This window comes from Nocardiopsis sp. NPDC006832 (assembly GCF_040635885.1).
In the GTDB taxonomy this organism is placed as follows: domain Bacteria; phylum Actinomycetota; class Actinomycetes; order Streptosporangiales; family Streptosporangiaceae; genus Nocardiopsis.
This window is the reverse complement of sequence record NZ_JBEYLC010000010.1, coordinates 20604-43424: the sequence shown is the minus strand read 5'-3', so window position 1 is coordinate 43424 and position 22821 is coordinate 20604. Positions and strand designations below refer to the sequence as shown.

The window sequence follows — 22821 nt, the reverse complement described above, 5'->3', positions numbered from 1 at the left end:
TTCGCGGGACGGGAGGGGACCCGGCGGAGTACGATTACCCCGTGTCCATAATCAGCAACGAGGAGTAGCGTGCCTCGCCCGCCGCGTGCGTTTCCCTTCCTGTTCGCCGCCGGAGTCGTGCTGTGCTCCTGCGCGGCGGCCCAGGCCGACGAGTCCGGGTACGCCCCGCCCCCCGACACGAGTGTCACGGCCGGGCCCCAGGACGTCCGTGTGGACACCCCCGACACCTATGTGGAGTCCGGCCCGGACCGGGTGATCGTGTGCGCGGGTGAGGTGACGGTCGTGATCGGTCCGGGCGACTGCCCGCTGTCACCGCCGGCCTTCCTGCCCGAGCCCGTGCCCGAACCGGGCCGGCTCGTCCCCGAGGTTCCCGTCCCCGAAACCACGACCGCGCCGACACCGACGCCGGCCACCGCGGAACCGGCCGCACCGCGATCGCCCGAGCCCGAGAGTCCCGCCCCCGAGACACCACCGGCGCCCGAACCCGCCGAACCCGCGGAGCCCCGCACACCGGCGGAGGCGGCCCGAGTGGTCGAGACCGCCCATCAGGAACCCCTCGTCGCCGCCGACCGAACCACCGCCGACGCCGCGTCCGGGGTCTTCACACCGATGCGCACCATGGTCCTCATCGCCGTGGTGGGCGCCGTCGCCGCCGCCGGTGCCGGCCGCGCCGGCGCCACCCGGCAAAGGTAAGGAGGTCAGGGCGTGACGATCGTCGAGTCGACGCGTTCGAAGGTGGCCAGCACCGCCGTCAACCCCTCGGCGTCGGCCTTCAACGCCGACGCGTAGGGATCACCGATGTAGAAGAGCAGCGCGATGGTGGCGAACACGAACAGCAGGTTGACGGCGGCCCACAGGTAGGCCACCCGGGCACCGCGCTTGATCATCGCGAACGGCATCACCGCGACCACCGCGCCGGACGCGGCGGTCAGCACCAGCAACAGCGTCGGAATGTCGTCCCCGGCGGTGTCGGACCTGGCCACGCGCGCGTCGCTGAGGTTGCCGAGTTCCTGGCGCGCGGTCAATCGGTCGAGACCGTCACCGGAGTCGGACGCCGAGAGCGTGCGCACCGACGTGGTCAGTTCGGCCATCGCCTCGTCCCCCTCGGTGCTGAGTTCCCCCTCGGCCACCATGCGCGGCCAATCGTCCTCGACCACGGTCGTCAGGTAGGCGCGAAGGTTCTCGCGAACCACGGTGGCCTCGTCCTCGGGCAGGGCGGTGGTGCTCCAGTACAAGGATTGCGCCGCGCCGGCCTCGGCGACGATCCCGTCCTCCGCGGTGGTGAAGTTCTCCCAGGCGATCACCGCGCCCATGGCGGCGGCCACGAGGTAGAGGGCGAGCACGCAGGGAGCGATGGTGGCGCCCAGGGCACCGCCGGAGAACTCATCGTCGACCTGGAGGCGTCGGGAGATCAGTACGGCGCCGGCGACCATGACGATCAAGAGGGCGGCAAGCAGCAGCAGGGTGGACAATCGGGGCTCCCAGCAGGAGAAACGGGTATCGACTGGTCATCGTTAACACGCCCCGACCGGCCCCGCCCCCGGAACGGATGAACGCCCGCATTTGTCCCCCGCCCCGTCCGCCGAGACCTCGCCCCTTGGACCCCGACGTACCGGTTGGTACGTTCTCAGCGCCGCTCTCCCCACTCCAGCGTCCTCGGAAGGACCACCCGTGCCCACCCTCCTCTCCCCCCGTGGACCCTTGTCCCGACTCACCGCGCTCGCCGCCGTGACCACCGCCTCGGTCCTCCTCGCCCCTTCCGCCGCGGTCGCCGAGGACGATCGCGCGCAGCGCTCCTCCGTGGAGGTCATCATCACCGACGATGGCTTCTACGAGGTCGGTGATGATGTGGAGAGCCTGGAGACCTTCCTGGCCGAGAACCCCGAGTACGCCGACACCGTGGAGAATCCCGACGAGGTCGGCACCCTGGCCGCCGACTCGGCCGCGCTCACCCACGGGACCCTCACCATCCGGACCACCGACTGCACCACCGCGAGGGTGAGCTACTCCAAGGCCTCCGGAAGCCGGATCACCGTGGAGCTGCGCGTCGGCCAGATCGGTCGGCTGGAACGCAAGGGCGGGCCCCAGGTGATCTCCGCGGGCCGGTCCGCGTCCTTCACCACCGGCATCGCCTCGATCGGCAACGTCCAGGGACGGATGCACGTCTCTGAGCAGGACACGACGTTCCGCACCGGCCACGTCTCCTGTCGCTGACCCACGACGAGGGGGCGCGGGCACCGTCGTGCCCGCGCCCCCTCGCAGTCGGTCGACCCCCGATGCGCGGAAAGGGAGGGGACGACCTGGATGGTCACCCTTCCAGGCGGTTCACCAGCGCGTGGTACTCGTCCCAGAGCTCGTTGGGGAGGTTGTCACCGAAGGTCTTGAAGAACTCGGGGACCAGCGCGGCCTCCTGCTTCCAGACGTCGGTGTCGACGTCGAGGACGAACCTCATGTCCTCGTCGGAGATGTCCAGCCCCTCGGTGTCGATGCCGTCGGCGGTCGGCACCAGACCGATCGGGGTCTCCACGGCCTCGGCCTCGCCTTCGAGCCGGTCGACGATCCACTTGATGACGCGGCTGTTCTCACCGAAGCCCGGCCAGACGATCTTGCCGTCGGCGTCCTTCTTGAACCAGTTGACGTAGAAGATCTTGGGCAGCGCGGCCTGGTCGGCGCCGGCACCGATCTTCAGCCAGTGGGCGAAGTAGTCGCCCATGTTGTAGCCGCAGAACGGCAGCATCGCGAACGGGTCGCGACGCAGCTCACCGACGGAGCCCTCCTGGGCGGCGGTCTTCTCGGAGGAGACGTTGGCGCCGAGGTAGACGCCGTGCTGCCAGCTGAGGGACTCGCTCACCAGCGGCACCGCGGTGGCGCGACGGCCACCGAACAGGATGGCCGAGATCGGCACACCCGCGGGGTCCTCCCACTCGTCGGCGATCGTCGGGGCCTGCCCGGCCGGGGTGGTGAAGCGGGAGTTGGGGTGGGCGGCGGGCTCACCGGACTCGGGGGTCCAGGGACGACCCTTCCAGTCGGTCAGGCCGGCCGGGGGCTCCTCGGTGAGGCCCTCCCACCACACGTCGCCGTCCTCGGTGAGGGCGACGTTGGTGAAGATGCTGTTGCCCCACAGTGTCTCGACCGCGTTGGCGTTGGTCTTGGCGCCGGTGCCGGGCGCGACGCCGAAGAAGCCGGCCTCGGGGTTGATGGCGCGCAGCCGTCCGTCGGCGCCGAAGCGCATCCAGGCGATGTCGTCACCGACGGTCTCGACCTTCCAGCCGGGGATGGTCGGCTGGAGCATGGCGAGGTTGGTCTTGCCGCAGGCGCTCGGGAAGGCGGCGGCGACGTAGTGGGACTCGCCCCGCGGCGAGGTCACCTTGAGGATCAGCATGTGCTCGGCGAGCCAGCCCTGGTCACGGGCCATGACCGAGGCGATGCGCAGCGCGTAGCACTTCTTGCCGAGCAGGGCGTTGCCGCCGTAGCCGGAGCCGTAGGACCAGATCTCACGGGTCTCGGGGAAGTGCGAGATGTACTTGGTGGTGTTGCAGGGCCAGGCGACGTCCTGCTGTCCGAGCTCCAGCGGGGCGCCGACGGAGTGGATGGCCTTGACGAACTCGCCGCGCTCCTCGATGAGGCGCAGGGCGGCGGTGCCCATGCGGGCCATGATGCGCATGGAGACGACGACGTAGGGGGAGTCGGTGATCTCGACGCCGAGCTGGGAGATGTCACCGCCGAGGGGACCCATGCAGAAGGGCACCACGTACATGGTGCGGCCGCGCATGGCGCCCTTGAAGACCTCGCCGAAGGTGTCGCGCATCTCGTCCGGGGCGATCCAGTTGTTGGTGGGGCCCGCGTCCTCTTCGCGCTCGGAGCAGATGAAGGTGCGGTCCTCCACTCGGGCGACGTCGCTCGGGTCGGACTTGCAGTAGAAGCTGTTGGGCCGTTTCTCGGAGTTGAGGCGGGTGAACGTGCCCTGCTCGACCAGTAGGTCGGTGAGGCGGGTCCATTCCTCCTCGGAGCCGTCACACCACACGACCTCGTCCGGCCTGGTCAGCTCCGCGACGTCACGAACCCAGGAGATGAGTTCTTCGTTGTCGGTCAGGGCGGTGCCCACGTCAATACCCACGTCAGCAGTCACAACGGCTCCTCTTCGAATGACGAGATCTCTCGAATGATGAACGACGAGGAGCAGAACTGACCAATTGGTCTAGGCCAGTGGTCTAATAATGGCCGCGCGAGATATCGGATTCCGCTGCATGGCAAGGGATTCGGGCACTCGACCACGGTGCGCCCACACGCGCTCGACGGGCTCGCCCCGGCACGACTCGGGGCCGCTTTTCCCTGCACTGCGGGCCGGAGGCGTATCCACGACGACACACCGTGCTGTTCGTCACACGGGGGTCGCCGACCCTGGGCCGAAGCGCCGGCGGAGGCCCGAAAAAACACCGCCTAGACCACTGTCGGGTCTTCGCAGATCAACGAAGTATGGCCACCGGGCCCCGGGCGCCGTGCAGGACCGAGTGGCTCACCGAGCCCAGCAGCAGGCCGCGGAACCCGCCGCGGCCGCGCGAGCCCACCACGATCAGGTCGGCGGGGGTGGCCTCTTCGAGAAGGGCCACCACCGGGTGCGCGCGGACCACCCGTGTGCGCACCCGGACGTTGGACCGCGCCAACCGCAGGTCCATCAGTTCCTCGTCCAGGGCCTGCCTGGCGGCCTCCGCGGCCGTCGCGTCGTCGAACAGTTCCGGCGGGATGGGTCCGGTCGCGGCGGCGAACGCCACCAACGGCTGCCAGGCGCTGACCGCCACCAGGTCGGCGTCGGCGAACTCCGCCTGGTCGAAGGCGAACTTCAACGCCCGACGGCTTGGCTCGGAACCGTCCACCCCCACGATGACCCGGCTGCGCACCCCGTGCGCGGCGGCGTGGTCCCGGGGCAGCACTATGACCGGCACAGGTGAACGAGCGGCCAGTTCGATGCCCACCGACCCCACGAACGCCGCGGCGATCCCGCTCAGTCCGCGCGAGCCCACCACGACCGCCGCCACCCCCGGTTCGTGGGACTCCGTGATCAGGGCCTGGGCGGGCCGGTCGAACGACATCCGGGTACGCACGGACAGTTCGGGGAACAGCCGTGACACCCAGTCCTGCGCGTGGTCGAGCAGAGTTCGTGCCCCCGAGCCCTCCGTCGCCCGAGCCTGTTCCTCGACGCTCGACCACACGTCGAAACCGTCCGTGGCCAGCGGGCGCGCGGCGGCGACGATCAACACGCCCAGACCACGAAGCATGGCCTGGTGCGCCGACCATTCCAACGCGTGCCTGCTGGAGTCGCTGCCGTCCACCCCCACGACGATCCATCGTGTCGTGGTAGCGCCGTTCATCTGCGTGCGCCCTTTCCGTAGGTATCGGCGGCCATGGGAACTTCGTCCCCCGCCGGTGTTTCCATGCTCTTCCCGATGATGACGCCTGAACACGCACCCGCGGATAACAGTGCCGCCGCGAGTTGGGTGACGTAAGGTCCCAGGACGACCAGTGTCCCCGCAGGAACGGAACGCGCGGACGTCAGGTCGCGTCCGAGAGACATAAGCGAGTCATCGGCGGATGGGGAACGCGATGTCCCACTCGAACACCGGACACCTGCACTGGGACCACCGTGACGGCCGTGTGGCCGCGGTGGTGGCCGCCGTGGTCTACAGCATGTGGGCACTGGAGGTCGTCTTTCCTGTCGGGCTCGGCTCCGACACCGGCGCGTTGGCCGACCCCGACTCCACATTCGGGCGGATGTTGGACAGCGCCCATCGGACCGCCGCGATCCTGGTCGTGCTCGCAGCCGGCCTCGGGCTGGCACTGGGCGCCGAGCGACCGCGCCGGTGGCTGACGATCTCGTGGTGGTCCATGGTCGTGTTCGGCGTCACGTCCCTGATCTCGTCCCTGCTGCCCGGGCGGTGTGTGCTGTCCACCGACGCGGCGTGCGCGGTGGAGTCCGTGGTGGAGGGGATGGGCGGCGTGAGCGTCCTCCAACCGCCGCTGGCCGTGGTAGCGACCCTCGCGGCGTTGGTGGCCTCGGCCGCGCTCACCAGGGACCGGCACGTGGCGGGCGAACGCTCCTGGATCGTGTTGGCGCTGATCACCGCCGCGCAGGCGGTGGCCGCCGTGGTCGTCCTGGTGCTCGCCGCCGGCGTGTACCTCTCGTCCGGGGACGGCTCCCCGGGGGTCGCGTTGGGGATGGCGGAACGCCTCCACCTGGTGACGGTCGCCCTGTGGCTGCTGGCCGTGGGGTTGGTCCCCGGCCATTGGAAGCGACGTGGCGACCGGGTCCGCGCGCCCGAGCGGCTGAGCTGACCCGCCGTCACGCCTGCCGCCCGACACCCTCCGGAACCTCGGGGGTGTCGGGGCCTTCCAGGCCGCTCTCCCGACCTACGACGTGCCCCAGCCACTCGGTGTAGGCCTCCAACGCGGCCCGGGTGCCGGGGGCGTCGGTCCCCAGGTTCTCCACGCACCGCCGGTAAAGCTCGCCCAACTCGGACAGGGACGTGACCTCGTCCTCCTCCAGGGTGATGAGCAGCGCCCGGAACATGACGGTCAGCCCGTGGGTCGGTCCCAACGCCGTGCGGAACTCCTCGAACAGGGCGGTGAGCGCGCGCCGCTCGACCTCCTCGGACAGGTCGCCCTCGGTGGCCAGCCGGAGCCGGACGAGCAGGGTGTTGGGGTGGGTGGGGCCCAGGGCTCGCTCCCACTCGGCACGCAGTTCCCCGTAGACATCGAGTGCGGCCGGGTCGCCGCGTCCCTCCAGGACATGCGCCCGAGCGAACAGGGTCGTGTGGTGGCGCGGACCGTACCGGTCGCGTAGCCGCGGCAGAAGCGCCTCGGCCTCGATGAGCGCCTCCTCCGATTCGCCCGTGGTGACCATGGAGGCAGCCAGCAGGAACCACGCGTCCAGTACGTCCTCGTGGTCCTCCCCCAACACCCGCCGCAGGCCGGGGAGGGTCTGGGCCAGTTCGGTCCTGGTCAGGTCGGTCTCGCCCAACAGGAACAGCAGGCGGGCACGGCCGAACCGGGCCAGCAGGGTGATGCGGTGGTCCGACGGCAGGGAGGATTCCAGGTCCGGAAGGAGCTCCTCGTAGTCGTGTTCGGCCCGCAGCAGGTCCCCGGCCTCGACCCGGTGATGGGCGAGCATCCGACGGGTGTTGAGGACCTCACGGTCTCGGAGCGGCTTCGTCGTCAGCCGGGCACGGAGTAGCGCGGCGCAGGCCCGCGCCGCGCCGGCCGGATCCCCGGCCTCCGAGTGCAGTCGCGTCGACTGGAGGAGGGCGGCGAGGGTGTCGGGGTGGGAGAGGCCTTGGACGCGCTCTCGGGCGGCGACCTGGTCCGCGCAGACCCGTGCCGCCCTCGCCCGGTCGCCGGCGGCGGAGTACCAGCGCACCAGTTCCCCACGGCTCTCCAGGACGTCGGCGTGGTTGGGGCCCAGAGCGCGGCGCTGTCGGTCCAGCAGGTCGGCGTAGGCGAGCGCGGCCTTTTCCGGTTGTCCGGTCTTCCCGGTCCACCAGGCCTGCCGTTCCCGGGCGGCGAGGGAGTCGGGGTCGTCGACGCCACGGGCCTGTTCGAGCAGGTCCACGAGGCGGCCATAGCCATCGGCCGCCAGGTCGACGAGGTCGGATTCTCCCCACAGCCGGGCGATCTCGGCCTGCAGGGCGAGCATGTGGGGATGCAGGGGGCCGACGCTCACGGACAGTTCTCCCCATAGTCCGCTGAGGTCGACGGCGGCCCCCACCGGGTCGCCCCTCCGTTCCAGGCACAGCGCCGCGTGGACCCGAACGGACAGGGTGTCGGGATGGTCGGCGCCCAGCCGCTCGCCGAGTTCCCGGTGCAGTTCGCGCAGATCCTCGCCGGCGCGTTCCGGTTCATCGGCCCCGGCCTGTTCCAACGCCCGCCACAGCCGTCGGTCCAGGGCCGGGTCCCCCGTCCCCTCCGGATACCTGAGATCGTCGAGGACGACTCCCCGCATCACCGCTCCCCCTTCACACGTGTCCTCGCCCCTGTCGGACGTGGAAAGTGGCGGCGAGGTTTCGCCCGGGCCGACCATTTCCGGTCGAAGGTCCCCTCGCGGCCGGACGCGTGTCCGAATTCAGGTGAGTTCGGGTGGCAGGGCACGGCCGTGGACCACGTGCAGCGAACTCACCGCTCGGGTCAGGACCACGTACAGGCGGTTGGCTCCCCGTTCCTCGGCCTCGACGATCGCGGCGGGCTCGACCACCACCACGGCGTCGAACTCCAGGCCCTTGGCCAGGCTCGCCGGAACCGCGATCAGTCGCGCGTCGTCCAGACCGGCCTCGCCCAACAAGGGCGCCTCCACCCCTTCGGCGGCCAGGGCCGACCTCAGTTCGGCGATCTGGTGGTCGGCGGCGATCAGGCCCACCGACCCCTCACCCTTGAGCGCGGCGCGGCAGGCCTTCGCCACCGTGGGGGCCGGGTCGCCCACGGCCGGGGAGAGACGCAGCGCCCCCGGCGACCGGCGCACCGCGGACGGAACCCCCAGCCCCGGGGCGATGGTGGGCAGCAGTCGGGCGGCGAAGTCGATGATCTGCGCGGGCACCCGGTAGCCACGGTCCAGCACGTGCAGGTGGCCGGTGGGCTTTCCCAGGTGTTCCAGGAGCGTCGACCAGTTTCGCGCGGCCGAGGGGCTCGTGCCCTGGGCGATGTCCCCGAGGACCGTGAGCGACCCGGAACCACTGCGTCGCGCGATCGCCCGGCACTGCATCGGGCTCAGGTCCTGGGCCTCGTCCACCACGACGTGCCCCATCCCGGAAGGGCGTTCGATCAGCGCCGCCGCCTCGTCCACCAGCGCCAGGTCCTCTTCCGACCACTTCGCGGACTTGGGGCCGCGCGGGTTGCCCGGCAGCCGCAGCAGGGCCTGTTCCTCGGCGGTGAGCAGGCCCTCCGCCGCGCGGGCCAGGCGTTCGGGGTCGGTGAACAGCCCCAGCACCATCTTCAGTGGGTCGACCTTGGGCCACAGCGCGGTGACCGCCGTACGGATCGCCGGGTCCCTGCGTACCCGTGTGTGGGTGCGGTCGTCACAGGTCCGGCCCTCGGCCTCCATTCGGGTGAGGATCACGTGCGCCATGCGGTGCGAGAGCAGTTCACGCCCCGAACCGTAGGCCACCCCGCGTTCGGCCAGTTCGGTGACGAGCGGGCGCACGTCCTCCGGGTACAGCCGCCACCGGCGCGAGCCCTCGCGCACCATCACCGTCTCCTCCGGTTCGCGCAGGTTCGCCCACAGGTCGCGCCGGAGCACCTCGGCCATGACCGCGGAACCCTTGACCCGCGCGGCATCCGGGGTCTCCATCCGGCGGATCCATCCCTGGGCGTGCCTGGCCCGTTCGGGCAGGTCCCGGGTGAGCAGGTCGACGACGGTGGTCTGGTGGACGTCCACCTCGCCGAGGGCGGGCAGGACGTCGCGGATGTAGGACAGGAAGGAGCGGTTGGGCCCGATGATCGCCACCCCGGTGCGGGAGAGCCGTGCGCGCTCGGTGTAGAGCAGGTAGGCGATGCGGTGCAGGCCCACGACGGTCTTGCCGGTGCCGGGAGCGCCCTGGACGCACAGGGTGGTCTCCAGCGGTGCTCGGACCAGATCGTCCTGCTCGGGCTGGATGGTGGCGACGATGTCGCGCATGGGTCCGGTGCGCGGCCGTTCGATCTCCGTGGTGAGGAGCTCACTGGCGGGGGCCGGTGCGTCCGGGTCGGCCAGGAGGTCCTCGTCCTCGAAGGCGGTGAGGAGCGTCCGGGGCTCACCGTCGGCGTCGGGCGTGGTGGTGAACCCGTAGCGGCGCCGGATGCGCACCAGCATCCGGTCCGCGGGCGAGGCCCGGTAGTAGGCGATGCTGATGGGCGCGCGCCAGTCCAGGACCATGGGGCGGCCGTCGGCGTCGTACACGTGGCGTCGGCCGATGTGGATCCGGTCGGGCTCGTCGGCGGCCCGGGGTCCGGACCCGCCCTCTTCGTCCTCCTCCAGGAAGACGGTGCCGTGGTCGAAGTCCAGGCGTCCGAAGTACAGGGGCGCGTCGGGGATGTCGGTCAGCTCCGCGAGTCGACGCTCACGGCCGCGGCGCAGGGCGGCGTCGGTGACCTTGTCCTTGACCACGTCACCGAAGAGCAGCTCGGTGGCGTCGACGTGCTCGCGCATGCGGTTCAGGGCGGCGCGGGCCGCCGCGAGATGACGGCGTTCGGATGCGAGTTCGGGATCGGGTTCGGACTCGGGAGGCATGGTCGTGGGATCGGCTGTGGTCATGGGCGGACCTCTGGTCGGCGGGACAGGACGCGGCTTCGCGCGTGCGCGGGGTCCCGCCCCGGTCACCGATGAGGTCCGGTTCGTTCCGATCCATTGAGCGCGCACAGACGACCCCGTGGGGTCGCGAGACCGAACGATCCAATCTACCCGAACGGGCGAACCCCGCCCTTTTGTGCAGCCTTTGGCCGGTTTCGTCCCTCAGGTCTTACGCAGGCGGACCCGGCTGACGCGGTGATCCTCGCCTTTGAACAGCACGAGCGTGGCGCGGCCACGGGTCGGGCGGATGTTCTCCAGGAGGTTGACCTCGTTGACGGTGCGCCAGGTGTTGGCCGCGAAATCCACGGCCTCGTCCTCGCCGATGGTGGTGGCCATGTGGTGGAAGTAGGAACGCGGGTCGGAGAAGGCGGTCCGGCGCAGTTCCCGGAACCGGTCCAGGTACCAGTTGCGGACGTTCTCCACCTTGGCGTCGACGTAGATGGAGTAGTCGAAGAAGTCGGCGACGGCCAGGCGTCCGGCGGTGGCGGGCTGCAGGACGTTGATGCCCTCCACGATGAGGATGTCGGGCCGGTGAACCGTCTGGCGTTCGTCGGGCACCACGTCGTAGTGCAGGTGGGAGTACACCGGAATGTCGAGGCGCTCGGCACCGGCCTTCATCTCCGAGACGAACCTGACCAGGGCGCGCCGGTCGTAGCTCTCCGGGAACCCCTTGCGCCGCATGAGTCCGCGGGACTGAAGGACGGCGTTGGGGTACAGGAAGTTGTCGGTGCTGACCAGTTCGACGTCGGGATGGTTGGGCCACTGGGCGAGCAGGGAGCGCAAGAGCCGCGCGGTGGTGGACTTGCCCACGGCGACGCTGCCGGCGACCCCGATGATGAACGGGGCCGGGCGATCGGACTCGCCGAGGAACGCGCGCACCGCCGCGTGCCGCTGCTGGGTGGCGCCGACGTACAGGTTGAGCAACCTGGACAGGGGCAGGTAGATGTCGCGCACCTCCTCAAGGGAGGTGGGGTCGTTGGTCCCGCGAAGCTCGTTGAGGTCGGCTTCGGTCAGGGACAGGGGCGTGGAGGCGCGGAGCGCGGCCCAGGCCGGGCGGTCCAACTCCACGTACGGTGAGGAGAAGCCGTTCTTCGTCACGTGAGACACGGTTGACCACCCTAGAGCAGCCGCTCCGCCGTCCCGGGCGGCCGGCCCCCTCATTGGCCGACCTGGTGCGCGATCGTTCCCGAAACCACACGTTCACCACGCCGACTCCGAAGGTTTTTTGTCCTGATCCGGACGGAGTGGAACCGGTTCCACTCGTGGACCAGACCAGTCCCCCCACCTGCGCGATCCACTCCGCATACACCAAATGGTCTATACCGAGACCTGCGAAAACAGTGAGTGGTATGGACCTCTCACTGGTCGAACCAGCCCACCTTTTCACTTACGCTGGCGGCCATGTGCGGAATCGTTGGCTACGTCGGGCCGCAACCGGCGCTTGAGGTCGTTGTGAACGGCCTCGCGAGGTTGGAGTACCGCGGATATGACTCCGCGGGTGTCGCCGTGCTGGGCGAGGGCGCCCTGCACACGGACAAGCGAGCCGGTAAGCTCGCCAACCTGCGTCAGGCCCTTGAAGAGCGACCCATCTCCGGGGACGGCGCCGGGATCGGGCACACCCGTTGGGCCACCCATGGTGCCCCCAACGACGTGAACGCCCACCCCCACGTCGACAACGACAACCGGGTCGCGATCGTCCACAACGGCATCATCGAGAACTTCGCCACCCTCCGGCTGGAGCTGGAGGAGCAGGGCTGCAAGTTCCTGTCCGAGACCGACACCGAGGTCGCCTCCCACCTGCTCAGCACCACGCTGGCGAGCCGGGGCGACGGTGACCTGGCCGGCGCCATGCGCGACGTCTGCAAGCGTCTGGAGGGCGCCTTCACCCTGGTCGCGGTCTCCACCGACGACCCCGACCTGGTCGTCGCGGCCCGCCGCAACTCCCCGCTGGTCGTCGGCCGTGGCGAGGGCGAGAACTTCCTGGCCAGCGACGTGGCGGCGTTCATCGCCCACACCCGCGAGGCCGTGGAACTGGGCCAGGACCAGGTCGTGGAACTGCGCGCCGACTCCGTGGTCGTCACCGACTACGACGGCGTCCCCGTGGACGTCAACGAGTACCACGTGGACTGGGACGCCTCCGCCGCCGAGAAGGACGGCTACGACTACTTCATGCTCAAGGAGATCGTCGAGCAGCCGCGCGCGGTGGCCGACACCCTCCTGGGCCGGGTGACCGTCGACGGCCAGCTCACTCTGGACGAGATGCGTCTGAGCCCCGCCGACCTGCGCGGCGTCGAGAAGATCGTCATCATCGCCTGCGGTACCTCCTACCACGCGGGTCTGATCGCCAAGTACGCCGTCGAGCACTGGTGCCGGATCCCCTGCGAGGTGGAGGTCGCCAGCGAGTTCCGCTACCGCGACCCGATCCTGGACCAGCAGACCCTGGTCATCGCCATCTCCCAGTCCGGCGAGAGCATGGACACCCTGATGGCGGTCCGTTACGCCCGGGAGCAGCGCGCCAAGGTCCTGGCGATCTGCAACGTCAACGGGTCCACCATCCCGCGCGAATCCGACGGTGTGCTGTACACACACGCCGGTCCGGAGGTCGGGGTGGCCGCCACCAAGACCTTCCTCACCCAGCTGGCCGCCTGCTACCTGGTCGGTCTCTACCTGGCGCAGGTCCGCGGGATGAAGTTCGGCGACGAGATCAACGCCGTCATCGCCCAGCTCGCCACGATGCCCGAGCAGATCGAGAAGGTCCTGGACACGATCCAGCCGGTCCGTGAGCTGGCCCACTCGCTGGCGGACGCGGACACGGTCCTGTTCCTGGGCCGCCACGTGGGCTACCCCGTGGCGATGGAGGGTGCTCTCAAGCTCAAGGAATTGGCGTACATGCACGCCGAGGCGTTCGCCGCCGGTGAGCTCAAGCACGGCCCGATCGCGTTGATCGAGGAGGGCCTGCCGGTCGTCGTGGTGGTCCCCTCCCCCAAGGGCCGCAGCGTGCTGCACGACAAGATCGTGTCGAACATCCAGGAGGTGCGCGCCCGTGGCGCCCGCACCATCGTGATCGCCGAGGAGGGCGACGAGTCGGTCCGACCGTACTCGGACGTGCTCATCGAGATCCCCGCGGTGCCGACCCTGCTGCAGCCGATCGTCTCGACGATCCCCATGCAGGTGTTCGCCTGTGAGCTGGCCCTGGCCAAGGGCAACGACGTCGACCAGCCGCGCAATCTCGCCAAGAGCGTGACCGTGGAGTAGGAACGTCCCTCGCGGGGCGTGTCGAACGGGGGTGTTCCCCCGGGCGGCACGCCCCGTCCCTTTCGGGTACCGCTCAGTGGGCCGCCCATGCGGCGTGGGTGGCGCGGGCCGCCAGGGTATCCGGGTGGGTCGGCAGCACGGAGCGCAGTTCGAGTACGTCGAGGATCCGATGGAGCTGCCGGGGGGCGCCCGCGATCAGCAGGTGCCGCTGACGGCCGGAGGCCAGTCGGGCCGCTCCGATGAGGACGTTGACCCCGGAGGCGTCGATGAAGCCGACGTCGGACAGGTCGACGATCGCGCACGCCTCCAGGACGGCGGCGCTCAACCGGGAGTAGGCCTCCTCGGCGGTGGCGATGTCGATCTCGCCATCCAAGCGCACGATGGTCGTGCCATCGCAGGGGAAGTGCTCACGGTCGGGGTCCAGTACGGCCACGCCTCACTCCCACGGTTCGGGGTCTGTGGGGTTGTTCGTCTATCGCTGCCGGTCGAATACCGACATGCGTTGACAGCCTACTCGCCCAGAGGAGTCGTAACCGCTCTCCCGCGTTCCCTTCCGCTTTTTCCGTTCCGGAGTGGGCCAGGGAGATGCCCGATGATGCCTTTCGAGGTCAGAAGGGGTCCGGGCCGCACTCCGCCCAGACGACCTTTCCGTGTCCGGTGATGGGATTCCATCCCCATTCACGCGCGAAAGCGGCGACGAGGCCGAGGCCCCGGCCGGATTCGGCGAATTGGTGCGCGGAGACCCGCATCGGCCCTCGCGCCTCGGGGTCGGCGACCATGCAGACCACGGCGTCGACGGAGGGCAGTGGTCGGAGTTGGAGGAGGACACGGGTGTCCTCGGGGACGCGTCCGGAGACGGCGTGGCGACAGGAGTTGCCGACGAGTTCGGAGACGATCAGGCAGAGGTTCTCGGTGACCTCGGACATCCCCCACTCGTTCAGGCACTTGACGGCGAATCGTCGGGCCGCGCCGACCGAGGTGGGCACCGCGGCGTAGGCGTGCGCGGCCGCGCCCAGCCCGAGCGTGCCCTGTCCGATCCTCAGGTCGCCGAGCCCGACGTCCCACCGACCCCGCGGTAGTGCCGGGTGGCCCCAGGATGCCCTGGTCTGCAGCTCCGAGGGCATCAGCTCTGCGTTCATCACTGTCCTCACGGGTGATGTCGGTTCGCGAGTCCGCTTCCGCAGTGTCCTGTATGTCGCTTACAGACGTAAGACACAGATGCACGTGCAGATCAACGTTCGGCAACCCTATAGGAAGCTTCGGCCTTATTGGTAGGGGCCTGGCGAAGAATTCACCCTCATCGCCGTTGATTCGTAGAACGGGACCTTGGTCCCACTCCGAATCCACGTCGAGACCTGTCGAGGCGAGAACAGCATCGGTATACTGAGCGGTCGCTCGCGCCAATACCACTCCTAGGGAGGCGAAGTGGTAGCCGATCCCGTCGAGAACCACCAGGCCACACAGGATTTCCTGGCCAATTCCAGTGGTGGGCCCACAGTGCTGCGCATTCTGTTGGGCACCCAGCTCAGACGGCTGCGCCAGGAGAAGGACATTTCCCGGCACGACGCCGGATACGCCATCCGCGCGTCCCACGCCAAGATCAGCCGAATGGAGCTCGGTCAGGTCAGTTTCAAGCGTCGTGACGTCGACGACCTGCTGAAGCTCTACGGAGTGGACGAGCGTGAGCAGCGCGAGGCCCTCCTGGGGCTGATCTCCAGCGCCAACGCCCAGGGGTGGTGGCACAAGTACGGTGACGTGCTGCCCCACTGGTTCGGGGTCTACGTCGGTTTGGAGGAGGCCGCGTCGGTGATCCGTACCTTCGAGGTGCAGTTCGTCCCCGGACTGCTGCAGACCGAGGGGTACGCGCGCTCCGTCATCCGCCTCTCCCGCACGGCCACCTCCGACGACGACGTGAACAGTCGCGTGAAGATGCGCATGCATCGGCAGCGTCGTCTGTCCGACGGACCCGACGCGGAGATCCCCGCCCCGCGGCTGTGGGCGGTGATCGACGAGGCGGTCCTGCACCGGCCCTACGGCGACTCGAAGGTGATGCGCGAGCAGATCGAACACCTCATCGAGATGGCCCGGCGACCCAACATCACCATCCAGATCGCCACGTTCGACATGGGCGGTCACCCCGCGGCGGGCGGCCCGTTCAGCATCATGCGCTTCCCCACGCCGCAACTGCCCGACGTGGTGTATCTGGAACAGTTGAACAGCGCGCTGTACTTCGACAAGTACGACGACACGAGCGGCTACGCCCAGACCATGGACCACCTCGCCACCCAGGCCCCGCTGCCGGCGCAGACCGAGGGCATCCTCAAAGGCTTCCTGGAGCGCTACGGCGACTGACCACCACCTTCCCCCCGTTTCCCCACCCGCCCCGGTCGTCTCACGCCCGGGGCTTCGTCCTTTCCCCGCGTGTCCTACTTCGGCCACGAGTGAAGAACGATCCGAAAACGGCGAACCATCGGCGCCCGTCACGCGTTAGGCCTGACATGCGGTTCCTCCACCGGGGTTCTACGCGCGGACCCATGAGTGCTTGCCGATGCAATCACGGATGCACGTGCATGCACTACGCTTTGGCCTCGCAAGGGGACATCAGGACCATCCGGTGGCGCGGCCGACCCGATCGGCGGGACCGTGGCGGCCCGATCCGATGAGTGCGGCGCGCTGGAGCCGCCTGTGGACCACCCGCGAGTCCCCCGAAGTTCCAGGAGGTTGAGGATGTATCCGATCTACAACGGCGTTCCCGCGGACCGGCTACGGGTCGATTGGACCAAGAGCAGCTGGAGCAACCCGGACGGGAACTGCGTAGAGGTCGCCACCCTCCCCGACGGCGACATCGCCGTACGGAACTCCCGAGATCCCGAGGGTCCCGCCCTCGTCTACACCCCCGAGGAGATCAAGGCCTTCGTTCGAGGCGCCAAGACCGGTGACTTCGACGCCCTCTTGAGCTGACCCTCGCCCCACCCCGGGCACCCCACCCCCCCACGAAGAGCCAGCCCGGGAACGTGTGTACGTCGAGGTCCGCGTGGTCCACTCCCGTGCCACGCGGACCGACATCCGTCCACGACGTACACACGAGCGGAGCCCGGCCCCAAACCAGGTGCCGGGCTCCGTCTGTTCATCGGAGGTCGTTCCGGTGCGTGGCACGTTCGGCGGTAAGGGACCGCCGACCTCGCCCGGTCCCGCCCGCCCCAAGGGATGGGCCGACGGGACCGCTTGAACCTCACGCGTCCGACGCTCCGTGTCAGATGCGAGTGGGGTCGACCAGACCGTTGGCGCCGACCGGGGCCTGTTCCCACGGCAGGTGGGTGGCGCCCAGGGCGGGCTTGAGGTCGAACAACCAGGCCGCGTTCTCGTCGTACTGGGCGAAGAACGGCTTGCCGACCAGCTCCGGGTCGCGCGCCTGGATGAAGTGGAGGACGAAGACCTTCTCTCCCGCGATCTCCGTCACCCCGTCCACGCACACCTTGCCCGGGGTCGCCGACATGGACGGTCCACGGACCGTCCGGGCCAGACCCGAGACCTTCTGGTAGGCACCACGGAAGATGTCGTAGGCCTCGGCCAGCGGCACCGCGAAGTAGTCCTGCGGGCCGGTGTCACGCTCCACGAACATGTAATAGGGCACCATGCCGTGCCGCACGTGCGTCCGCCACATGCTCTCCCAGGTGGCGGAGTCGTCGTTGATCGTGCGGATCAGCGGAGCCTGCGTGCGGATGACGGCGCCGGTCGCGCGGATGCGGCGCACGGCCTCCTGCACGAGCTCCGGACGCATCTCGTTCGGGTGCGAGAAGTGCGCCATGAACGCGAGGTTCTTGCCCGAGGCGACGACCTTCTCGAACAGGCGCAGCGTGTCGTCGGCGTCCGGGTCGGTGGTGAAGCGCTGCGGCCAGTAGGCCAGGGCCTTCGTACCGATCCGGATCGCTTCGAGGTGCTCGATCTCCAGCAGCGGCTCGATGTAGCGGGAGATGACCCCCTCGCCCATGATCATCGGGTCGCCACCGGTGAACAGGACGCTGGTGACCTCGGGGTGCGAACGCACGTACTCGACCATCTGGTCGATCTCGCCCGACGCGAACTTCAGGTCGGCGTCACCGACGAACTGTGCCCAACGGAAGCAGTAGGTGCAGTACGCGTGGCACGTCTGCCCCTGCTTCGGGAAGAAGAGCACCGTCTCCTTGTACTTGTGCTGAATGCCGGGGATGGGCTCCTCGTTGCCCATGGTGGGCACGTTGAGGTCCATCTGTCCGGCGGGGTGCGGGTTGAGCTTGGCGCGGACCTGGTTGGCGGCCTCGTTGAGCTCCTTTCGCCCGGCACCGGCGCTCAGCAGGTCGGCGATGCGGGCGACGTCCTCTTTCGGAAGCATGTCCGACTGGGGGAAGACCAGTCGGTAGATCGGATCGTCTGGAGCGGCGTCCCAATCGATGAGCTCGTCGATGACGTAGCTGTTGACGCGGAACGGCAGCACGTGTGCCACCGCCTTGACCGCGAGCCGCTCATCGGTCGAGAGACCGGCTCGCGCCGTGAACTCGTCGAGGTGTTTCGTCGTGTAGGCACGAAACCGACGTCCGGCGGACGGGGACTGTGCCGCGTCAGGCGTAACGCTCACGCCTCTCCTCTCCTGCGGTAGGCAGGGTGCCCGGAAGGCAGCCCTGAGCGGGTGGCTCCGGCATTACGGGTACCGGTGGACCACCTCTGGATGAAAATTCGGTTGTCTCCCGTGCACGGAGTGTTCCGAGCAGGGGAGCCGGCGAGCGGATATACCCCCGCAGGGGGTCTTGTACCCACCCCACGTTAAATCCAGCCCTGACCTGGACATTCTGGAAGTATCCTCGCATGAGTGTACGAACGCGCCCGATAAAGGCGTGACGAGGGTGACGCGGTAGCATCCCCGGACTGTGAGGAACCAACCGACGATGAGTGGCACACCCGACGCGGAATCCCCCGCTCCGCGAACGTCACCGCCGATCATCGCGGTGGACGCCATGGGTGGCGACAACGCACCCCGAGAGATCGTGCGCGGGGCCGTGACGGCCGTCCGCGACCTGGGCCTTCGCGTGCTTCTGGTGGGCCGACGCACCGAGATCGCGGCGATGCTCGCCGAGGAGGGCGCCCTGCGCGACATCCCGGTCGTACACGCCGAGGACAGCATCGCGATGGACGAGGGCGCCCTGGCCAGCTGGCGGCGCCCCCGGTCCAGCGCCGCCGTCGCCTGCCGACTCATCCGACGCGGCGACGCCGACGCCCTGGTCTCGGCGGGTTCCACCGGAGGGATCGTGGCCACCTCCACCGTCCGCCTGCGCACCCGACCGGGGGTCCTACGACCCGCGCTGGCGGTGACCCTTCCCACCCTGCCCACGCCCACGATCCTGGTGGACGCCGGCGCCAACGCCGACGCCAAGCCGGAGATGCTCGTGCAGTTCGCGCACCTGGGTTGCGCGTACGCGCAGACGGCGTTCGGCGTCGAGAACCCGCGGGTGGGCATGCTGACCATCGGTTCCGAACCGGGGAAGGGCAACAAGCTGGTCCGCCGCACGGTGGAGCTGCTGGCCGAGGTTCCGGACCTGGATTTCCAGGGCAACGTCGAGGGCCACGACCTGCTCACCGGGAAGGTGGACGTGGTGGTCACCGACGGGCACACCGGCAACGTGGCGCTCAAGACCGTCGAGGGGACCGCCGGGTTCACCCTCAACGCCATGAAGGAGGCGATCACCTCCTCCACCATCGCCAAGGCCGGGGCCGTGCTGCAACGAGGCGCGTTGCGCCGACTGCGCGAGCGCTTCGACAGCGAGACCTACGGGGGCGCCGCCCTGCTCGGCCTGAACGGCACGGTGGTGATCGCCCACGGCGACAGCAACCGCACGAGCGTGGCCCACGCCTGTCGGCTCGCCAACGACCTGGCGGGCGGGCGGATGGACGAGCGGATACGCCGACGGGTGCACCACCGTTCACCGGTCTGGCTCCACCGGCGCCCACAGGACGAACGCTGATCGGCCCCCCGCCGAGGGCGCAGAACTACACGGCGAGGCCGCGGACGTACTCCTCCTGTTCGGTGGTCTCCACGGCGAGCGTCGAGTAGTGCTCGCGCACGTAACCCACCGCGTCCTTCGCGGGCACGCCGTCGAGGACCGTCAGACAGGCCAGCGCCGTCCCCGTACGTCCCCGGCCGCCGAGACAGGCCAGTTCCACCCGCTGCTCCCCCGAACGCTCCAGCGCCTCCCGCAGGCGCTCCAGGGTGTCCGTGTCGTCCGTGGGTAGCCCGAAGTCCTCCCAGCGCACCCACCTGGCCACCCACTGGACCGTGGGCGGTTCATGGTCGAGCAGGTACACCGCGAACTCCGGGCGCGGGCCGGCCGGCAGCGGCAGGGCGAGTCCGCGACCGCGCACCAGGCGTCCGGAGGGCAGTCGCATGACTCCGGGGGAGGCCGGATCCCACAGTTGGTTCCTGTCTCTCATGTCTTCAAGCCTAGGGAGGGGTCGGGGTTCCGCACAGCCCCCGAAAGTCCTGGATGTGGCCTGGGCCATAACAGTAGGGACGGGTGTGGCCGGTCGGTAGGCTTGGAGCCATGGCCGACCCGCAGGAAGTACTCTCGCGACGGGTCCAGTCCGCCCTCGGCGCCGCCTTCGGTCCCGAGTTCGCCGACACCGACCCCGTCATCCGCCCGTCCCAGTTCGCTGACTACCAGGCGAACGCCGCACTCGCGCTCGCAAAGCGTCTGGGCCGAAAGCCCCGCGAGGTCTCCGCGGCGATCATGGAGCACCTGGACGTCTCCGACGTCTGCCGTGACGTCGAGGTCAGCGGCCCGGGCTTCATCAACCTCACGCTTCGCGAGGACTGGATCGCCGACCAGGCGCGCCTGCTCCTCGACGACGACCGCGTCGGCGTGCCCCTTCAGGAGCGGAAGAACATCCCGCTCGACTACTCCGCGCCCAACGTGGCCAAGGAGATGCACGTCGGGCACCTGCGCACCACGGTCGTGGGCGACTCCTTGGCCCGCACCCTGGAGTTCCTGGGTCACAACGTCATCCGGCAGAACCACATCGGCGACTGGGGCACCCCCTTCGGCATGCTCATCGAGCACCTGCTGGAGGTCGGGGAGGACTCCCCCGAGTCCGACCTGCTCACCACCGACCCCAACGCCTTCTACCAGGCGGCCCGCACCAAGTTCGACTCCTCCGGCGAGGACCACGGCGACTTCGCCGCGCGCGCCCGCCGTCGGGTGGTCGCCCTCCAGGGCGGCGACGAGGAGACGCTGCGGTTGTGGCGCAAGCTGGTGGGCCTCTCCAAGGTCTACTTCAACAAGGTGTACGCCCGGCTCGGCGTGACCCTCACCGACGACGATCTGGCCGGTGAGAGCAGCTACAACGACATGCTCGCCGACGTGTGCGCGGAGCTGGAGTCCAAGGGCATCGCCGAGGTCAGCGACGGCGCCCTGTGCGTGTTCCTGGACGGCTTCACCGGCCGCGAGGACAAGCCGGTGCCCCTGATCATCCGCAAGAGCGACGGCGGCTACGGCTACGCCACCACGGACCTGGCGACCATCCGTTACCGGGTGGACGACCTCAAGGCCGACCGCGTCCTGTACGTGGTGGGCGCTCCGCAGGCCATGCACTTCAAGATGGTGTGGTCCACCGCCCGCAAGGCCGGGTGGCTGCCGGAGGACGTGGAGACCACGCACGTGCAGATCGGCAACGTGCTGGGGGCGGACGGCAAGATCCTGCGTACCCGCAGCGGCCAACCGGTCCGGCTCATGCAACTGCTGGACGAGGCGGTCGACCGGGCCGCAGCCGTGGTCGCCGAGACCCGCCCCGACCTGGACGAGGAGAGCCGGGCCGAGATCGCCCGCAAGGTCGGCATCGGCGCGGTGAAGTACGCGGACCTGTCGGTCTCGCACGACACCGAGTACGTGTTCGACTTCGACCGGATGCTGGCGCTGACCGGCAACACCGGCCCGTACCTGCAGTACGCGCAGGCGCGGATCCGTTCGATCTTCCGTAAGGGCGAGGTGGACCCGGCCGGGATCGAGGGTCGGATCACCGTGTCCGAGAGCGCCGAGCGCGATCTGGCACTGAAGCTGCTGGGCTTCGGCCCTGTGGTGGAACAGACCGGCGACCTGCTACAGCCGCACCGTCTGTCCTCGTACCTGTTCGAGCTGGCTCAGACGCTCACGGCGTTCTATGAGCACTGCCCGGTGCTGACCGCCGCGACCGACGCCGAGCGCGAGTCGCGACTGGCCCTGGTCGCGGTGGCGCTGCGGGTGCTGGTGCGTGGCCTGGACCTGCTCGGTGTGGAGTCCCCCGAGTACATGTAGTCGCGAGTGGACGAAGGGCCGGGGTGAACGCCCCGGCCCTTTCTCGTTCTCCGACCCCTCCCGTCCCGCGGTGGCCGGAACCGGGCGGGGCCGCCCTGGACCGACCGTCCGAGAGCCCCTCCCAGGGGGTTCGATGTCGCTGGTCATGGTCGCTTTCGGGGACTTCCCGGACAGAGCGAGTCGAATCTCTCGTGGTGACTCGAACCGGAACCCCACGTTGCGGTGGAACATCACACTTACAGTATGTGGACAAAAGCCCCATACCAGACAAGCGGGAGATATCGTCTATGACAGCCGCCGCGGGCTTCGGCCCCGGTCCGGGTACCTGGTACCTGGATCCACTGCACTCGAGCCTGATCTTCGTCGCCCACTACCTGCGCTTCGGTCGGGTTCAGGGAACCTTCGGCGACGCGTACGGTCAGCTGCACGTGACCGATAACCCCACCCTCTCCTCCGTCGAGGTGGAGATCGCCACTGCCAGCGTCAACACCGGGGTGCGGGCCCGGGACGACCACCTGCGCTCGGCCGACTTCCTGGACGTCACGAACCACCCGAAGCTGCGCTTCACCTCGACCTCCTTGGAGCCCAGCCGCCGGCAGAACTCCTTCCGGGTCCACGGAGACCTGGAACTGCACGGCCGCTCACGTCCCGTCAGCCTGGCCGCGGAATGGGTCGGTGAGGCACCCGACTACGTGTCCCCGAACGACACCTACGGACACTTCTTCTCCGCCACCACCCAGCTGCACCTGTCCGAGTTCGGCGTGGGAGACGGCGGCCCGCTCCCCTGGGGCGGCCGGATGGTCGGCGACCTGGTCGACGTCGTGCTGGAGGTCCGCGTCCAGAACCAGGACCCCGCGCCCTTCCTCAAGCAGATCGGGCACACGCCCTGAACCGTCCGGGTGCCGTACCCACCCGGGCCCTCAAGTCGTGCGCCCGACA

At 69.2% G+C, this 22821-nt stretch carries 19 protein-coding genes; 9 read left to right on the top strand and 10 right to left on the bottom strand.

All coding sequences use genetic code 11. The features are described from left to right. The first annotated feature begins 69 nt into the window (after window positions 1-69). The gene (locus ABZ717_RS07370) at window positions 70-693 is read left to right on the top strand and encodes a hypothetical protein (RefSeq protein WP_358506913.1); all 624 of its coding nucleotides are present in this window, start codon (window positions 70-72) and stop codon (window positions 691-693) included. 5 nt (window positions 694-698) lie between these two features. Here ABZ717_RS07370 and ABZ717_RS07365 read toward each other — a convergent pair whose 3' ends face one another. Further along, complete coding sequence (locus ABZ717_RS07365) at window positions 699-1472, bottom strand: hypothetical protein (protein ID WP_358506911.1); 774 nt, start codon at window positions 1470-1472, stop codon at window positions 699-701. Between the two features lie 199 nt (window positions 1473-1671). On the opposite strand from ABZ717_RS07365, the gene ABZ717_RS07360 reads away from it, so the two are divergent. After that, window positions 1672-2214, top strand: coding sequence for a hypothetical protein (locus ABZ717_RS07360; protein WP_358506909.1), 543 nt, complete (start codon window positions 1672-1674; stop codon window positions 2212-2214). A gap of 94 nt (window positions 2215-2308) precedes the next feature. Here the strand turns inward: ABZ717_RS07360 and ABZ717_RS07355 are convergent, their stop codons facing one another. Further along, window positions 2309-4117, bottom strand: coding sequence for a phosphoenolpyruvate carboxykinase (GTP) (locus ABZ717_RS07355; protein ID WP_358507056.1), 1809 nt, complete (start codon window positions 4115-4117; stop codon window positions 2309-2311). Window positions 4118-4466: 349 nt separating this feature from the next. Then, complete coding sequence (locus ABZ717_RS07350) at window positions 4467-5369, bottom strand: universal stress protein (protein WP_358506907.1); 903 nt, start codon at window positions 5367-5369, stop codon at window positions 4467-4469. 232 nt (window positions 5370-5601) lie between these two features. Here ABZ717_RS07350 and ABZ717_RS07345 point away from each other — a divergent pair, with 232 nt between their 5' ends. Next, window positions 5602-6330, top strand: coding sequence for a DUF998 domain-containing protein (locus tag ABZ717_RS07345; protein WP_358506905.1), 729 nt, complete (start codon window positions 5602-5604; stop codon window positions 6328-6330). Window positions 6331-6337: 7 nt separating this feature from the next. Here the strand turns inward: ABZ717_RS07345 and ABZ717_RS07340 are convergent, their stop codons facing one another. The 3 genes from ABZ717_RS07340 to coaA form a co-directional block, all read right to left on the bottom strand. Further along, complete coding sequence (locus tag ABZ717_RS07340) at window positions 6338-7993, bottom strand: hypothetical protein (protein WP_358507054.1); 1656 nt, start codon at window positions 7991-7993, stop codon at window positions 6338-6340. A 120-nt stretch (window positions 7994-8113) separates the two neighbouring features. Continuing rightward, complete coding sequence (locus tag ABZ717_RS07335; protein WP_358506904.1) at window positions 8114-10273, bottom strand: AAA family ATPase; 2160 nt, start codon at window positions 10271-10273, stop codon at window positions 8114-8116. Between the two features lie 198 nt (window positions 10274-10471). Beyond that, window positions 10472-11377: a type I pantothenate kinase gene (gene coaA, locus ABZ717_RS07330; protein ID WP_358507052.1), complete on the bottom strand. Its 906-nt coding sequence runs from the start codon at window positions 11375-11377 to the stop codon at window positions 10472-10474. Window positions 11378-11710: 333 nt separating this feature from the next. Here coaA and glmS point away from each other — a divergent pair, with 333 nt between their 5' ends. Continuing rightward, window positions 11711-13564, top strand: a complete 1854-nt coding sequence (gene glmS / locus ABZ717_RS07325; RefSeq protein ID WP_358506902.1) for a glutamine--fructose-6-phosphate transaminase (isomerizing) — start codon at window positions 11711-11713, stop codon at window positions 13562-13564. A 73-nt stretch (window positions 13565-13637) separates the two neighbouring features. Here glmS and ABZ717_RS07320 read toward each other — a convergent pair whose 3' ends face one another. Both ABZ717_RS07320 and ABZ717_RS07315 read right to left on the bottom strand, forming a co-directional pair. Continuing rightward, a complete protein-coding gene (locus ABZ717_RS07320; RefSeq protein WP_358506900.1) occupies window positions 13638-13997 on the bottom strand; it encodes an STAS domain-containing protein in 360 nt (119 codons plus the stop codon). Window positions 13998-14172: 175 nt separating this feature from the next. Then, window positions 14173-14703, bottom strand: a complete 531-nt coding sequence (locus ABZ717_RS07315; protein ID WP_358506898.1) for an ATP-binding protein — start codon at window positions 14701-14703, stop codon at window positions 14173-14175. A 286-nt stretch (window positions 14704-14989) separates the two neighbouring features. On the opposite strand from ABZ717_RS07315, the gene ABZ717_RS07310 reads away from it, so the two are divergent. Together ABZ717_RS07310 and ABZ717_RS07305 are read left to right on the top strand one after the other, a co-directional pair. Beyond that, on the top strand, window positions 14990-15916 hold the full coding sequence (locus tag ABZ717_RS07310) for a helix-turn-helix transcriptional regulator (protein ID WP_358506897.1): 927 nt from the start codon (window positions 14990-14992) through the stop codon (window positions 15914-15916). 375 nt (window positions 15917-16291) lie between these two features. Further along, window positions 16292-16525 carry a DUF397 domain-containing protein gene (locus ABZ717_RS07305; protein ID WP_358506895.1) on the top strand — a complete coding sequence of 78 codons (234 nt, stop codon included), beginning with the start codon at window positions 16292-16294 and terminating at the stop codon, window positions 16523-16525. A gap of 292 nt (window positions 16526-16817) precedes the next feature. Here the strand turns inward: ABZ717_RS07305 and ABZ717_RS07300 are convergent, their stop codons facing one another. Beyond that, the gene (locus tag ABZ717_RS07300; protein ID WP_358506893.1) at window positions 16818-18179 is read right to left on the bottom strand and encodes a lysine 2,3-aminomutase; all 1362 of its coding nucleotides are present in this window, start codon (window positions 18177-18179) and stop codon (window positions 16818-16820) included. A gap of 307 nt (window positions 18180-18486) precedes the next feature. Here ABZ717_RS07300 and plsX point away from each other — a divergent pair, with 307 nt between their 5' ends. Continuing rightward, a complete protein-coding gene (gene plsX / locus ABZ717_RS07295; RefSeq protein ID WP_358506891.1) occupies window positions 18487-19560 on the top strand; it encodes a phosphate acyltransferase PlsX in 1074 nt (357 codons plus the stop codon). 25 nt (window positions 19561-19585) lie between these two features. Here the strand turns inward: plsX and ABZ717_RS07290 are convergent, their stop codons facing one another. Continuing rightward, window positions 19586-20026 carry a protein-tyrosine phosphatase family protein gene (locus ABZ717_RS07290; protein WP_358506889.1) on the bottom strand — a complete coding sequence of 147 codons (441 nt, stop codon included), beginning with the start codon at window positions 20024-20026 and terminating at the stop codon, window positions 19586-19588. 110 nt (window positions 20027-20136) lie between these two features. On the opposite strand from ABZ717_RS07290, the gene argS reads away from it, so the two are divergent. Beyond that, a complete protein-coding gene (gene argS / locus ABZ717_RS07285; RefSeq protein WP_358506887.1) occupies window positions 20137-21882 on the top strand; it encodes an arginine--tRNA ligase in 1746 nt (581 codons plus the stop codon). A gap of 287 nt (window positions 21883-22169) precedes the next feature. Next, window positions 22170-22772 (top strand): YceI family protein, encoded by a 603-nt coding sequence (locus ABZ717_RS07280; protein ID WP_358506885.1) that lies wholly within the window; start codon window positions 22170-22172, stop codon window positions 22770-22772. The last annotated feature ends 49 nt before the right edge of the window (window positions 22773-22821 follow it).

What these genes read in the sequence shown, in the direction of transcription:
- ABZ717_RS07350 (WP_358506907.1), bottom strand. Translation starts at nt 5,369, where the DNA reads ATGAACGGCGCTACCACGACACGATGGATCGTCGTGGGGGTGGACGGC.
- ABZ717_RS07345 (WP_358506905.1), top strand. Translation starts at nt 5,602, where the DNA reads ATGTCCCACTCGAACACCGGACACCTGCACTGGGACCACCGTGACGGC.
- ABZ717_RS07340 (WP_358507054.1), bottom strand. Translation starts at nt 7,993, where the DNA reads ATGCGGGGAGTCGTCCTCGACGATCTCAGGTATCCGGAGGGGACGGGG.
- ABZ717_RS07335 (WP_358506904.1), bottom strand. Translation starts at nt 10,273, where the DNA reads ATGACCACAGCCGATCCCACGACCATGCCTCCCGAGTCCGAACCCGAT.
- glmS (WP_358506902.1), top strand. Translation starts at nt 11,711, where the DNA reads ATGTGCGGAATCGTTGGCTACGTCGGGCCGCAACCGGCGCTTGAGGTC.
- ABZ717_RS07315 (WP_358506898.1), bottom strand. Translation starts at nt 14,703, where the DNA reads ATGAACGCAGAGCTGATGCCCTCGGAGCTGCAGACCAGGGCATCCTGG.
- ABZ717_RS07305 (WP_358506895.1), top strand. Translation starts at nt 16,292, where the DNA reads ATGTATCCGATCTACAACGGCGTTCCCGCGGACCGGCTACGGGTCGAT.
- plsX (WP_358506891.1), top strand. Translation starts at nt 18,487, where the DNA reads ATGAGTGGCACACCCGACGCGGAATCCCCCGCTCCGCGAACGTCACCG.
- ABZ717_RS07290 (WP_358506889.1), bottom strand. Translation starts at nt 20,026, where the DNA reads ATGAGAGACAGGAACCAACTGTGGGATCCGGCCTCCCCCGGAGTCATG.
- argS (WP_358506887.1), top strand. Translation starts at nt 20,137, where the DNA reads ATGGCCGACCCGCAGGAAGTACTCTCGCGACGGGTCCAGTCCGCCCTC.
- ABZ717_RS07280 (WP_358506885.1), top strand. Translation starts at nt 22,170, where the DNA reads ATGACAGCCGCCGCGGGCTTCGGCCCCGGTCCGGGTACCTGGTACCTG.